Source organism: Sphingomonas rhizophila, from assembly GCF_014396585.1.
Classification (GTDB): Bacteria; Pseudomonadota; Alphaproteobacteria; order Sphingomonadales; family Sphingomonadaceae; genus Sphingomicrobium; species Sphingomicrobium rhizophilum.
In genome coordinates this window covers 1,763,161-1,776,005 of the sequence record NZ_CP060717.1, presented here as the reverse complement: position 1 = coordinate 1,776,005, position 12,845 = coordinate 1,763,161, and the positions used below count along the sequence as shown (strand labels likewise).

The window sequence follows — 12,845 nt, the reverse complement described above, 5'->3', positions numbered from 1 at the left end:
CGACGTGGATCATCGCTTTGAGATGGGATCGTCGGGTGCCCTCGATCCCGTGGAGCTAGGAGAAGTTAGTTCATGGCACGTATTGCGGGCGTCAACCTGCCCACCAACAAGCGCGTGGTGATCGCGCTGACGTACATCCACGGCATCGGCAACGCCAAGGCCAAGGAAATCACCGAAAAGCTGTCGATTGCGCCGGAACGCCGCGTCCAGGACCTGACGGACCAGGAAGTGCTGCACATCCGTGAAGCGATCGACGCCGGCTACACCGTCGAAGGCGACCTTCGTCGTGAGACGGCGATGAACATCAAGCGCTTGATGGACCTCGCCTGCTACCGCGGCCTTCGTCACCGCAAGGGCCTCCCGGTCCGCGGCCAGCGCACGCACACCAATGCGCGCACCCGCAAGGGCAAGGCCAAGCCGATCGCCGGTAAGAAGAAGTAAGCGCCGCGCCGCTCGACCGCGGCCCGCTACTTTAAAAGCATTTCGAGGATTTCCATATGGCACAAGCACCTCAGCGCCTTCGCCGTCGCGAGCGCAAGAACATCACCGCCGGCGTCGCGCATGTGAACGCCAGCTTCAACAACACCATGATCACCATCACCGACGCGCAGGGCAATGCGATTGCCTGGTCGTCGGCGGGGATGATGGGCTTCAAGGGCAGCCGCAAGTCGACGCCGTACGCGGCGCAGGTCGCGGCGGAAGACGCCGGCCGCAAGGCCGCGGAACATGGCGTCCGCACGCTCGAAGTCGAAGTGAAGGGTCCGGGTTCGGGTCGTGAGAGCGCGCTTCGCGCCCTCCAGGCCGTCGGCTTCCAGATCACCTCGATCCGCGACGTGACGCCGATTCCGCACAACGGCGTCCGCCCGTCGAAGCGCCGCCGCGTCTGATGATTTCGGCCAAAGTGGGACTTTGGCCGAGGCTCTAGGACGAAAAGAAGTTTAAAATCCGGGCTTTGCGGGACGCCGCCCAAGCCCACTGCCAAGGAAGAAACATGGCCGTCAACGCGAAGAACTGGCAGGAACTCAAGAAGCCGAACGCGCTGGAGCGCAAGCCCGGGACCGACGTCCGCCGCAAGGCCTCGTTCGTCGCCGAGCCGCTGGAGCGCGGGTTCGGCATGACGCTGGGCAACAGCCTGCGCCGCGTGCTCCTCTCGTCGCTGCAGGGCGCGGCGGTGACGTCGATCAAGATCGACGGCGTGCTTCACGAGTTCTCGTCGCTTGCGGGTGTCCGCGAGGACGTCACCGACATCATCCTCAACGTGAAGCAGATCGCGCTGAAGATGGAAGGCGAGGGCCCGAAGCGGCTGCACCTGTCGGCGACCGGCCCGGGCGAAGTCACCGCGGGCCAGATCGCGACCAGCGGCGACATCGAGGTCACCAACCCCGACCTCGTCATCTGTCATCTCGACGATGGCGCGACGCTCAACATGGAACTGACCGCCGACATCGGCAAGGGCTACGTCCCCTCGGCCGCCAACCGTCCGGTTGACGCGCCGATCGGCCTGATCCCGGTCGACAGCCTGTACAGCCCGGTCCGCCAAGTCGCCTACAAGGTGGAAAACACCCGCGTCGGCCAGGAACTGGACTATGACAAGCTGACGCTGACCATCGAAACCGACGGCACGGTCAGCCCGGAAGACGCGCTCGGTTATTCCGCGCGCATCCTCCAGGACCAGCTGCAGCTGTTCGTCCACTTCGACGACAGCATGGTTCGTGCCCCGGCGGGTGCGGCGATGGGCGGCGGCGCGCCAGCGATCGGCGGCGCGGCGGGCGAACCGAGCGCGGCGGACACCAACCAGCTCAACCGTTACCTTCTCAAGAAGGTCGACGAGCTGGAACTGTCGGTCCGTTCGGCCAACTGCCTGAAGAACGACAACATCATCTACATCGGCGACCTGGTCCAGAAGACCGAGGCCGAGATGCTCCGCACGCCGAACTTCGGCCGCAAGAGCCTCAACGAGATCAAGGAAGTCCTTGCCTCGATGGGCCTGCGCCTCGGCATGGACATCCCCGGCTGGCCGCCGGAAAACATCGAGGAAATGGCCAAGAAGCTCGAACAAGAGCTGCTCGGCTAAACTGGACCGGACCCGCCCGCGTGGCGGGTCCGCTTCGATCACGGGTTTGGGCGGTGCCCGTCATCACCGCCTGGCTCGGGTTACCTGATACGGACCCCCGACGAACGAAGGAAAAGAACCATGCGCCATCGTGTTGGCCATCGTAAGCTTCAGCGCACCTCCAGCCACCGCGCGGCCCTGTTCCGCAATATGGCGGCGGCCCTCATCAAGCATGAGCAGATCAAGACCACCTCGGCCAAGGCGAAGGAGCTTCGTCCCTATGTCGAGAAGCTGATCACGCTCGCCAAGAAGGGTGGCCTGTCGAACCGCCGCCTGGCCCATGCCCGCCTGATGGACGATACGCAGCTGACCAAGCTGTTCGACGTGCTGGCGGCCCGCTACGCCGATCGTGAAGGCGGCTATACCCGCATCATCAAGGCCGGCATCCGCAAGGCCGACGCCGCGCCGATCTCGATTATCGAGTTCGTCGACCGCGACGTCGACGCCAAGGGCCAGGATTCGGGCCCGGTCGAGGTCGACGAGGAAGTCGAGGCCTAAGCTTCGGCTGATCGAGCAATCATGAGGGGCCGCGGAGGGGGACTTCCGCGGCCCCTTCTTTTTGGCGCGGCCACCGATCGTCCCAATTCGCGACAGATATTCTCCCTTAATTGAACTATTTCGCCGCCGCGCGTTGAACATGGCGTTCGCGATCCTGCGAACGTGTACGGTGGCGCTCGCACCCTCGAGATCGCCGCGTGAGGGGAAATCATGGCAGCGCTATTCACGACCGGTAACGACGATGTGAACTTCGGCATCCTGACGGCCGAGCAGAAGGAGGCGATTGCCGCCGCCGCCGCGAACGGGACGATCGCCGAGATCTACGAGGCTCTCGACGGCAACGACTTCATCACGCTGCCCGACCTCGCCGAGGCGGAGCTAACACCGGGCGTGTCCTGGGATTTCACTCGCACCTTCTACGCCGGCGGCGGCGATGACGCGATCATCGGCGGCGACGGCAACGACCGGATCGACGCCGGCGCCGGGAATGACATCCTGGTCGGGGGATCGGCGACGATGTGCTGACCGGTGGCGAAGGGGTCGACATCGCCGATTATTCGACGGCTTCGGCCGGCGTTACCGTGAACCTGACGGTAGCCGGGGCGCAGACCACCGGCGGCGCCGGCACCGACACGCTGAGCGGCATTGAATCGATCAACGGGTCAATTTTCGCCGATGCGCTGACCGGTAACGAGGGCGCCAACAGCCTGTTCGGGATGGAGGGCGCCGACACGCTCCACGCTGCGGGCGGCGACGACTTCCTGTCCGGCGGCGCGGGCGACGACCTGATCGACGGCGGCAGCGGGACCGACACGGCCAGCTACACCGGGTCGGTCAGCGGGGTGACGGTCAGCCTGGCAAAGGCCGGCGCGCAGGTGACCGGCGGCGCGGGCACCGACACGCTGATCGGCATCGAAAACCTGATCGGGTCGTCCTACGGCGACGCGCTGACGGGCAACAGCCTTGCCAACACGCTGACCGGCAATGCCGGCGACGACACGATCGACGGCGGCGCCGGCGCCGACCTGATGGTCGGCGGCACGGGCGACGACCTCTATTATGTCGACAACGCCGGCGACGTGGTCTCCGAAAACGCCGGCGGCGGGATCGACGAGGTTCGCTCGACGATCAGCTTCACCCTGTCGGCCAATGTCGAAAATCTGCGCCTGTCGGGCGCCGCGACCAGCGGAACCGGCAATGCGCTCGACAACATCATTCGCGGCACCGACGCCGCCAATTCCCTGTACGGCCTCGACGGTGCGGACCGGCTCTACGGCAACGGTGGCGACGACACGATCGAAGGCGGCGCGGGCGACGACTACCTGTTCGGCAATCTCGGCAACGACACGCTGAACGGTGGCGCCGGATACGACCGGATGTACGGCGGGGTCGGCGACGACACTTACATCGTCAACGATGCGGACGACTACGCCTACGAGCTGGCCGGTGAAGGAAACGACCGGGTGGTCGCGTCGGTGGATCACCAGCTTCGTAGCGATGTCGAGGACCTAACCCTGACCGGCACCGCCGCGATCGGCGAGGGCAACGCTTCCGCCAACGTCATCGTCGGCACGGACCTGGCCAACAAGCTTTATGGCTATGACGGCAATGACGTGCTGGTCGGGAACGGCGGCGACGATTATCTGCTCGGCGGCGCGGGCAACGACCAGTTGACCGGCGGCGCGGGTTATGACCGCAACTACGGCGGCACCGGCGACGACACCTACATCGTCACCGACCTTACCGATTACGCCTACGAGAATGCCGGTGAGGGCTATGACACCGTTATCGCCTCTCTCAATCACCAGCTTCGCGCCAATATCGAGCAGCTGGTGCTGGCGACGGGCACCGCGGACCTGCGCGGGTTCGGCACGGACATCGACAACTCCCTGGTCGGCAACAGCGGTGACAATCTGCTGTACGGTCGCGGGGTAGCGACGCGATCCTTGGCAATGCCGGCAACGACATCCTGTACGGCGACGACGGCAATGACACGCTGAATGGCGGAACCGGGCAGGACCGCTTCTACGGCGGGACCGGTGCCGACATCTTCGCTTTCGACGACGGCGACTTCGCGGGGATGAGCAGCGGCACCGCCGACCGCATCCACGACTTCAGCCAGCTGGAAGGTGATCGCATCTCCTTGGCCGACGTCGATGCCAACGCATCGCTGGCGTCCGACCAGGCATTCACCTTCGTCGGCACCGCCGCGTTCAGCGGCGTCGCGGGCGAGCTTCGTTATCAGCAGATCGTCGGCAACACCTATGTCCAGGGTGACATCAATGGCGATGGCGTCGCAGACTTCTGGATCCGCGTCGAAGGCCTGCACACGCTCGCCGCGAGCGATTTCCTGCTTTGAGGAACGAGCCGGGGGCCACGGTCCCCGGCCCGACTCGGGGCGTGTCGCGATCATCTATTAACCGACCGCTCACCATTTCCGGCAATCCCCGGTTAGCGAAGAACCGCTTAACGAGTTTTCCGGGGGCCGGTGAGAGGCCTTGAGTATGAGTGCGTTCGGGAAATGCGGAGGCGGCGGCCGCCGGAGCGTGGCGCGTGAGGCTGCGCCGCTGATGGCCCTGCTGACCACGCTACAACAGGCCTGTCCGGCCATTGCCGTCAATGTGTCACGAAGCGGATGTCGCCTTCGCGCCGGCGTCATCCCGGCGATCGGCGAAGAGCTGATGATCAGCATCGATCGCGTCCGTACCTTCGGGACGGTGCGATGGATCGCCAATGATCACTTCGGCATCGAATTCGACCAGCCGCTGTCGCTCGACGAAATACGGTCGCTGCGAATTCACGTGGCACTGGACCGCGGCGTCCGCCCCGGATTGCGAGCGACCATGGAAGACTGGACGCTGAGCCGGGCGCGATAGTTTCAGAGCAGCAGGTCGCTCGCGCTTAGCGCATGGAGTCCATCGACCCTGATCCAGAAATCGGCCACGCCGTCGCCATCCATATCGCCCTGGACATAGGTGTTGCCGACGATCTGCTGGTAGCGCAGTTCGCCCGCCACCCCGCTGAATGCGGCCGTGCCGACGAAGGTGAATGCCTGGTCGGCATCGAGCATTGGGTTGGCGTCGACCTGCTCCAGCGAAATACGGTCGCCTTCGGCCTGACTGAAATCGTGGATCCGGTCAGCGGTACCGCTGCTCATCCCTGCAAAGTCGCCGTCGGCAAACCCGAAGGTGTCCGCGCCCGACCCGCCGTAGAGGCGGTCGAGGCCGGATCCTCCGAACAGGGTATCGTCGCCGACCTCGCCGTAGATGATGTCGTTGCCGGAATTGCCGTTGATCGTGTCGCTGCCGTCGCGACCGTAGAGCAAGTTGGCGCCGCTGTTGCCGACGATCATGTTGTCGAGCCCGTTGCCGTAACCGCGCAGGTCGGCGGTCCCGTCGAGCACCAGCTGTTCGATGTTCGCGCGCAACTGATGATTGATCGACGCGACGACCGTGTCGTAGCCTTCGCCGCCGTTTTCGTAGGCGTAGTCGGTAGCGTCGGTGACGATGTAGGTATCGTCCCCGACGCTACCGTACATGCGGTCATAGCCACCACCGCCGCTCATCGTATCGTCGCCCTCGCCGCCGAGCAGGTAATCGTCGCCGCCACCGCCAGACAGTTCGTCACGCCCCCGTATCCGTAGAGCTTGTTGGCAGCGCCGTTGCCGAGAATGACGTTGTCGCTGGCGTTGCCCTTGCCGATGGCGGCGGCGCCGGTCAGCGTCAGGTCCTCGACCTCCGCGCGGAGTTGATGATCAATGGACGAGATGACGCTGTCTTGGCCTTCACCTGCCAACTCATAGGCATAATCGTCGACGTCGTTGACGATGTAGGTGTCGTCGCCCGTGCCGCCATACATGCGGTCATAGCCGGCGCCGCCCGTCAGCTGGTCGTTGCCGCCCGCGCCCCGCAGTATGTCGTCGCCGTCCGACCCGTCGAGCGCGTTGGCCAGCGAATTGCCAGTAATCACATCGTTGAAGGCGGACCCGACCACATCCTCGATGCTCACAAGGCTGTCGGTGCCGGCAGCGCCGGTCGATCCGCCGGTCCCGTCGTTCTGGAGCGTCACTCGTACGGCGCCCGATGCCGAGGCGTATGAAGCGGTGTCTTTTCCGTCGCCCCCGTCAAGGACGTCATTGCCAAGCCCGCCGTCCAGGATGTCGTTGCCTGCGCGCCCCTCAAACACATTCGCGCTGGCATCGCCCACCAGCATGTCATCCAGGTGCGTACTTCCGACGTTTTCGATGCCCGCTATCGTTCCGACGTTGCCATAACCATCGACCGTCGATCCCTTCGAAAGATCGACGGACCACCCGCTGGTGGCAGCCGCCGCAAGCTCAGCGAATCCGTCGCCGTTCGTGTCGGGAATGAGCCAGCCGTTCGGAGCGACGAAAAGGTTCAGGACGTCGATTCCGTCGCCTCCATCGAGCACCGCTGCGGCGGAAAGCATCTGGAAAAAATCGTTTCCGCCATGACCGTAGAGGAAATCACCGCGACTGCCCGTGAGAAAATTAGGGTCGTCGTTGCCGTGAAACGTATCGACGAAAGCCGTGTCACCACCGAGCGATTCAATCCCCACCATTGTCTCGACGTTTCCGTAGCCGTCGTTCGAAATAGTTCCGGTCCGCAGGTCAGCTACCGCACCTTGCGTGGCACGCGCTTCATAGAAACTCACTCGGTCACCAAGGTCGTTCGACACGAAGCCGTCGTCGCTACCGCCGTCAAAATAATCGACGCCGTCGTTGCCGCGCATCAGATCATTGTTCGCACCACCAAATAGCTGGTCCGCACCAAGCCCGCCCCTGAGCTGATCTCTTCCGTTTCCGCCGTAGATAAAATCGTCGCCGGTCGCAGTCGTATTATTGTCGCCATAATCGCCCTGAAGCGTGTCGTTGCCATCGCCGCCGTAAAGCGTGTCGCCTCCGCTGCCGCCGTCGATAAAGTCATTCCCGCCACCGCCATCGATAACGTTGGATCCGGCATCGCCGCCCAAGCCGTCGGAAAAGCTTGATCCGATCAGATTTTCGATACGGATGAGCGTGTCGCGACCATCCGCGCCGTCGAAGTAAGCCGCGCCAAGGTCGATATCCACGCCGCCATTCGCATTGGCATAGCTCGCCGTATCGGTTCCGTCGCCGCCGTCGATCACATCATCCCCCCCATTGCCGATGATGACGTCGTTGCCGGCAAGGCCGCGGATCGTCTCGCTGGTACTGGTGCCAGAGAGAGTCTCGGAGTCATCGGTCCCGATGACGCTGGCTGCCAGTTTCAGCTGGTTGGACCCTTCGCTGGTCTCGGCGAGGGCGAAGGTGCCGTTGGCGATGGTCAGGGTCTGGTCTGCCAGGCCGTCGCCGTTAGTATCGACCTGCAACAGCGTCGTCGCGCCGGAAATCTGGAACCGGTATTCCCCGGCCGTACCACTGAAGGCTGCCCCGCCGATGAACTTGTCGGCAAGCGCACCTCCGCCATTGATGACGGAATCGTTGAAGCTGAGGTCGATCATGTCGTCGCCGTCGAAGTCGGTGATGACGTCGCCGTTCATGGCAAGGACGGACGCGACATAGTCGAGGATGTCGGCGCCGCCGTTGCCGGTATAAGTATCGCCGCCGGCGGTCGCCTGATAGTTGGTGCCGAAGACGTCGATGCCGTTATGGCCGATGAAGACGTCCGAGCCGCTCATGGAATTGATAAAGGCCAGCCGGACGTCGCCGGTCACTGAAGACGCATCGATGGTGGTCCCGGTCGTGAGGTTGTCCCCCATGATATAGACGTCTTCGGCATTCAGCGCGGTGCTTGATATGCCATTGGCACTGGCGGTGATGTTGCCGGTGGAGCCGGTGACAATGATCGTGCCGCCGAGGCTGTTGTCGAAATAGAAGCGAACGGTATCCGCGCCGCCGCCGGCATCGACCCAGTTATTGCCGCGGCCGGCAATGATGGAGTCGGCAATCGCGCTACCGGTGATGGTGTCGCTGCCGTTGCCGGTCGTGATGTTCAACGGGAAACTGGCCGCAGAGGTAAAACCGCTGGCGTTGATGACGTCATCGTAATCGCCAGTGCCAGTCGTGTTGAGCGTGATGCGCTCGACCGACGTCATCGACGTGTTAAGAAGACCGGCGCCGTCCGTGACCAGCGTCGCTGTCACCGTGTAGGTGCGCGGACCGGCGAAGGAATCGAACCGGGCCACGTCCCCCATGACGATGGTGAGCCGGTCGTTGCCCGTTCCGCCGTCGACCGTATCCGCGCCTTGGGTCGCATTGATGGTGTCACTCCCGCTCAATCCGAAGATGCTGTCGGCGTCCTTCGTGCCGGTGAGCGTGTCGTTGCCCGCGGTTCCGTTGATGATTGCCATTGGTCCCCCTTGAAATGAACGCATGGGCGGACTCAGTCAGGCCAACCACAGCGCCTGTTCAATTTCGCTACGCAGCGAATGAGGTAAACTTGCGTTAACCCCGCCGGCGATGTCATGAAGTTGTCCTGAAGATGTTCTGAAGAATCGGGGGAGGGGCGTCTCGATGACGAGTCATCACCGGTTGAAACCGCAAGAACGTCACCGCTGGTGCTTCGGCCGGTGTGTGTTCGATGAACAATGCTGGACGCTGACCGTCGACGGACGACGAGTCGCGATCGAATGCAAACCCTTGGAAATCCTGTCGGAGTTGCTGCTCAATGCCGGCTCGGTAGTCACCAAGGCAGAGTTGCTGGACCGAATCTGGCCCGATGTGACGGTGGTCGAGGCATCGCTTCCGACAGCGATCCGAAAGCTCCGCCTGGCGATCGGTGACTGCCGGCCGGATTTGCCGATGATCGAGACGGTAACGGGGATCGGCTACCGCTTTGCCGCTCCGGTCCGGGAAGCGGCGGTCTCCTCGCCGGTCGTCGAGGCGCAGACCCCTGCGCGTGCCGGGAAACGGCAACGGCTGTTTCTTTCGACCGTTTCGCTCGGACTCGCCGCGCTCGTGGGTGCGGGCGGTTCCCAATTCGTCAGCAGCGACCGGGCGGTGTCGCCGCCGAGCCCCTATTCCGCCGAGCAGCGGGCACAGATCGCGGCGATGCGGAAGTTGGATGTGCCCGCGCTGGAATCGATGTTGGCTGCCGGTTGGAACCCGAACGAACTCTACGAACGCGGCGGTCCCGATGCGCTCCAATACTTGCTGAACATCTGCGAATGGGACCCCCAGCACGATCGGCGAAAGGCGCTACTGGCCGCACGCACGCTGATCGACGCGAACGACAATATTTTCTACCGCAACCGCTTTGGCGATACGGCCTATTCGATCGCCAAGGCCGACCGTTATTGCGGGCCCGACCATCCCGTCACGCAGATGCTCCACAGGATTTGCGCCTCGGGTGTCCGGGAGAATGGCAATCGCTGCATGGCGACCTACGCGCTGGAGCGCGGCGAACGCTTCTGACAGGTGGCGGCCCGCAGTCGTTAAGGTTCCTGAACGAATGGCTTCATCCCCATTCAGGACCAATGCAGCCCGAATCGCGCAAAAGCGTTGTCATGGTTAAGGCCGCGCTCGTGCGGACCTCCCAGTGACGTGCGTATTAAGGAGAGTGCCATGAAGGCTGTGACGAAGATCCTGACCGGAGCTGCCGGTCTCGCCGCGGTGGTTGGCTTCGCAAGCCCGGCCGCTGCGCAATATTACCCGAATCCGGGCTATGGCTATGGCAACAACAGCGTTGGCCAGGTCATCGGCCAGATCCTGGGCTATGGCCGTTATCCGTACGGCAACCAGGGCTATGGCTACATGAACAACAACATGCTGGTCGACCAGTGCGCCCGCGCCGTCGAAGCCCGCCTTGGTGGCGGCTACGGCTACAACAATGGCTACGGCGGTTATGGTGGCTACGGCTACAACAACTATGGCGGCGGTGGCCGCGTCCAGGGCATCACCTCGGTCGAGCGCAAGAATTCGGGCGTTCGCGTGAAGGGTGTCGCCACGTCGGGCGGCCGCTACGGCGGTGGTTACGGCAGCTATGGCTACAACCAGCAGTATCCGGACATCCGGTTTAACTGTAAGGTCGACTTCAATGGCCGGATCACCGACCTCGACCTCAACCGGATCAACACCCGCAACTACGGCTATCGCGGCTGGTAAGCCCCGGCAGCACTAGCAAAGAGGAAGCGCGCGTCCCCCACGGGGCGCGCGCTTTCGTTTGTTTACAGGCGCGGCGCGGCTGCCTATCGGCCAGCCATGACGGCGCAGCAGAGCCATTTGGCCGATTCCATCCTGATCATCGACTTCGGCAGCCAGGTCACCCAGCTGATCGCGCGGCGGGTGCGCGAGGCAGGCGTCTATTGCGAAATCGCCCCGTTCCAGAATGCCGGAAGCGCGATCGAGCGGTCGCGGCCGAAGGGCGTGATCCTCAGCGGTTCGCCCGCCGGCGTTCCCGAGGCGAACAGCCCGCGCGCACCGCAGGCGGTGTTCGACCTTGGCGTCCCGATCCTCGGCATTTGTTACGGCCAGCAGGTGATGAGCCACCAGCTCGGCGGGCGGGTCGAAGCCGGCAACAATGGCGAGTGGGAAGGCGAGTTCGGCCGGGCTTTCATCACCATTACCGAGGATTGCCCGCTGTTCGACGGCCTGTGGGCGGTCGGCGAGCGTCACCAGGTGTGGATGAGTCACGGCGACAAGGTCACCGAGTTCGCGCCCGGTTTCCGCATTGTCGCGGTCAGCGACGGCGCGCCGTTCGCGGTCATCGCCGACGAGCAACGGCAATTCTACGGCACCCAGTTCCATCCCGAGGTCCACCACACGCCCGACGGCGCGAAATTGCTCGCCAACTTCGTCCACAAGGTGTGCGGCATCGAAGGTGACTGGTCGATGGGCGCTTATCGTGACGCCAAGATCCAGGAGATTCGCGACCAGGTCGGCGATGGCCGGGTGATTTGCGGCCTGTCGGGCGGGGTCGACAGCTCGGTCGCCGCCATCCTCATCCACGAGGCGATCGGCAGCCAGCTGACTTGCGTGTTCGTCGATCACGGCCTGCTTCGCCTCAACGAGCGGGAGCAGGTCGAGAGCCTGTTCCGCGACCATTACAACATCCCGCTGGTGGTGGTGGACGCCGAGGAGCGCTTCATGCGCGGGTTGGAGGGTGTCACCGACCCGGAGGCCAAGCGCAAGTTCATCGGCGGCGAGTTCATCGCCGTGTTCGAGGAGGAAGCGAAGAAGCTCGGCGGCGCGGACTTCCTTGCGCAGGGCACGCTCTACCCGGACGTCATCGAAAGCGTCAGCTTCACCGGCGGGCCGTCGGTGACGATCAAGAGCCACCACAATGTCGGCGGCTTGCCCGAGCGGATGAACATGAAGCTGGTCGAGCCGCTGCGCGAACTGTTCAAGGACGAGGTCCGGGTGCTGGGCAAGGAACTTGGCCTCAACGACCAGTTCGTCGGCCGCCACCCGTTCCCCGGTCCAGGCCTCGCCATCCGCATCCCCGGCGAGGTGACGAAGGAGCGTTGCGACATCCTTCGCAAGGCCGACGCCATCTACCTTGAGGAAATCCGCAACGCCGGGCTGTACGATGCGATCTGGCAGGCGTTCGCGGTGCTGCTGCCGGTGCGGACGGTCGGCGTGATGGGCGATTACCGCACCTACGACAGCGTCTGCGGCCTCCGCGCCGTCACCAGCGTCGATGGGATGACCGCTGACATCTACCCGTTCGACGCGGCCTTCCTGTCGGGCTGCGCAACCCGCATCATCAACGAGGTCAAGGGCATCAACCGCGTCGTCTACGACTACACGTCGAAGCCGCCGGGCACCATCGAGTGGGAATGAGCCGAAAGGCCGCCTCGCCGCCGCGTCAGGCGCTTCTTTCGGCCCTGTTCGCGCTGCTCTTGGCGGTGCGGTTGGCGACGCCGTTCGGCTTCATGCCGGGCGAGGCGGGCGGGCAGCTGGCGCTGGTCGAATGCCCGGACATCTATCCGCACCTCAGACCCGCCATCGCCGCCGACCATGGCGGGATGCATCATGCGCCGGGCCGTGGAGAGGATGGCAAGAAGACCGCGAGCGCTTCGACGGTCTGCCCGTTCGCTGCGGGCATGGCGGCGGCGGGTCCGCTGCCCGCACCGCTGCTGGCCATCGCCCCGCCCGATTGGTCCAAGCTGCCCGTCGCCGAGGCCGTCCCAACCGCCCCGAACATCGTCGCACGACCCGCGCCGCCGCCTCCAGCGCGTGCGCCGCCGATCGACTGATCCCACCTTTGCAGGCCGCTTGAAGATTGGATCCGCG

The 12,845-nt window shown here is 64.1% G+C and carries 14 protein-coding genes; 12 read left to right on the top strand and 2 right to left on the bottom strand.

Going from position 1 to position 12,845, the window contains the following annotated elements; translation table 11 throughout:
• Positions 1-72 precede the first annotated feature (72 nt).
• From rpsM to H9L12_RS09120, 8 genes are all read left to right on the top strand, one after another.
• Positions 73-441 (top strand): 30S ribosomal protein S13, encoded by a 369-nt coding sequence (rpsM, locus tag H9L12_RS09155; protein ID WP_187541483.1) that lies wholly within the window; start codon positions 73-75, stop codon positions 439-441.
• Between the two features lie 56 nt (positions 442-497).
• Entirely contained in the window at positions 498-887 is a 390-nt protein-coding gene (rpsK, locus tag H9L12_RS09150; RefSeq protein ID WP_166202296.1) for a 30S ribosomal protein S11, read from the top strand.
• 104 nt (positions 888-991) lie between these two features.
• Complete coding sequence (locus H9L12_RS09145) at positions 992-2,074, top strand: DNA-directed RNA polymerase subunit alpha (protein ID WP_187541482.1); 1,083 nt, start codon at positions 992-994, stop codon at positions 2,072-2,074.
• 120 nt (positions 2,075-2,194) lie between these two features.
• A complete protein-coding gene (gene rplQ / locus H9L12_RS09140; RefSeq protein ID WP_187541481.1) occupies positions 2,195-2,611 on the top strand; it encodes a 50S ribosomal protein L17 in 417 nt (138 codons plus the stop codon).
• Positions 2,612-2,821: 210 nt separating this feature from the next.
• Positions 2,822-3,136, top strand: a complete 315-nt coding sequence (locus tag H9L12_RS13945) for a hypothetical protein (RefSeq protein WP_187541480.1) — start codon at positions 2,822-2,824, stop codon at positions 3,134-3,136.
• Positions 3,130-4,611: a calcium-binding protein gene (locus H9L12_RS13635; RefSeq protein ID WP_187541479.1), complete on the top strand. Its 1,482-nt coding sequence runs from the start codon at positions 3,130-3,132 to the stop codon at positions 4,609-4,611. The genes H9L12_RS13945 and H9L12_RS13635 overlap by 7 nt, the downstream gene beginning before the upstream one ends.
• Positions 4,554-4,970 (top strand): M10 family metallopeptidase C-terminal domain-containing protein, encoded by a 417-nt coding sequence (locus H9L12_RS09125; protein WP_187543237.1) that lies wholly within the window; start codon positions 4,554-4,556, stop codon positions 4,968-4,970. Before H9L12_RS13635 ends, H9L12_RS09125 begins: the two co-directional genes overlap by 58 nt.
• A gap of 211 nt (positions 4,971-5,181) precedes the next feature.
• Complete coding sequence (locus H9L12_RS09120; RefSeq protein WP_187541478.1) at positions 5,182-5,487, top strand: PilZ domain-containing protein; 306 nt, start codon at positions 5,182-5,184, stop codon at positions 5,485-5,487.
• A gap of 2 nt (positions 5,488-5,489) precedes the next feature.
• On the opposite strand, the gene H9L12_RS09115 is transcribed toward H9L12_RS09120, so the two are convergent.
• Both H9L12_RS09115 and H9L12_RS09110 read right to left on the bottom strand, forming a co-directional pair.
• Positions 5,490-6,203: a calcium-binding protein gene (locus tag H9L12_RS09115; RefSeq protein WP_425506822.1), complete on the bottom strand. Its 714-nt coding sequence runs from the start codon at positions 6,201-6,203 to the stop codon at positions 5,490-5,492.
• Positions 6,173-8,962 carry a beta strand repeat-containing protein gene (locus H9L12_RS09110; protein WP_187541476.1) on the bottom strand — a complete coding sequence of 930 codons (2,790 nt, stop codon included), beginning with the start codon at positions 8,960-8,962 and terminating at the stop codon, positions 6,173-6,175. Before H9L12_RS09110 ends, H9L12_RS09115 begins: the two co-directional genes overlap by 31 nt.
• A 163-nt stretch (positions 8,963-9,125) precedes the next feature.
• Here H9L12_RS09110 and H9L12_RS09105 point away from each other — a divergent pair, with 163 nt between their 5' ends.
• From H9L12_RS09105 to H9L12_RS09090, 4 genes are all read left to right on the top strand, one after another.
• Positions 9,126-10,025: a winged helix-turn-helix domain-containing protein gene (locus H9L12_RS09105; protein ID WP_187541475.1), complete on the top strand. Its 900-nt coding sequence runs from the start codon at positions 9,126-9,128 to the stop codon at positions 10,023-10,025.
• Positions 10,026-10,175: 150 nt separating this feature from the next.
• Positions 10,176-10,715, top strand: a complete 540-nt coding sequence (locus tag H9L12_RS09100) for a hypothetical protein (RefSeq protein ID WP_187541474.1) — start codon at positions 10,176-10,178, stop codon at positions 10,713-10,715.
• Between the two features lie 96 nt (positions 10,716-10,811).
• Positions 10,812-12,392, top strand: a complete 1,581-nt coding sequence (guaA, locus tag H9L12_RS09095) for a glutamine-hydrolyzing GMP synthase (RefSeq protein WP_187541473.1) — start codon at positions 10,812-10,814, stop codon at positions 12,390-12,392.
• Positions 12,389-12,808, top strand: a complete 420-nt coding sequence (locus tag H9L12_RS09090) for a hypothetical protein (RefSeq protein ID WP_187541472.1) — start codon at positions 12,389-12,391, stop codon at positions 12,806-12,808. Before guaA ends, H9L12_RS09090 begins: the two co-directional genes overlap by 4 nt.
• Positions 12,809-12,845: the final 37 nt, after the last annotated feature.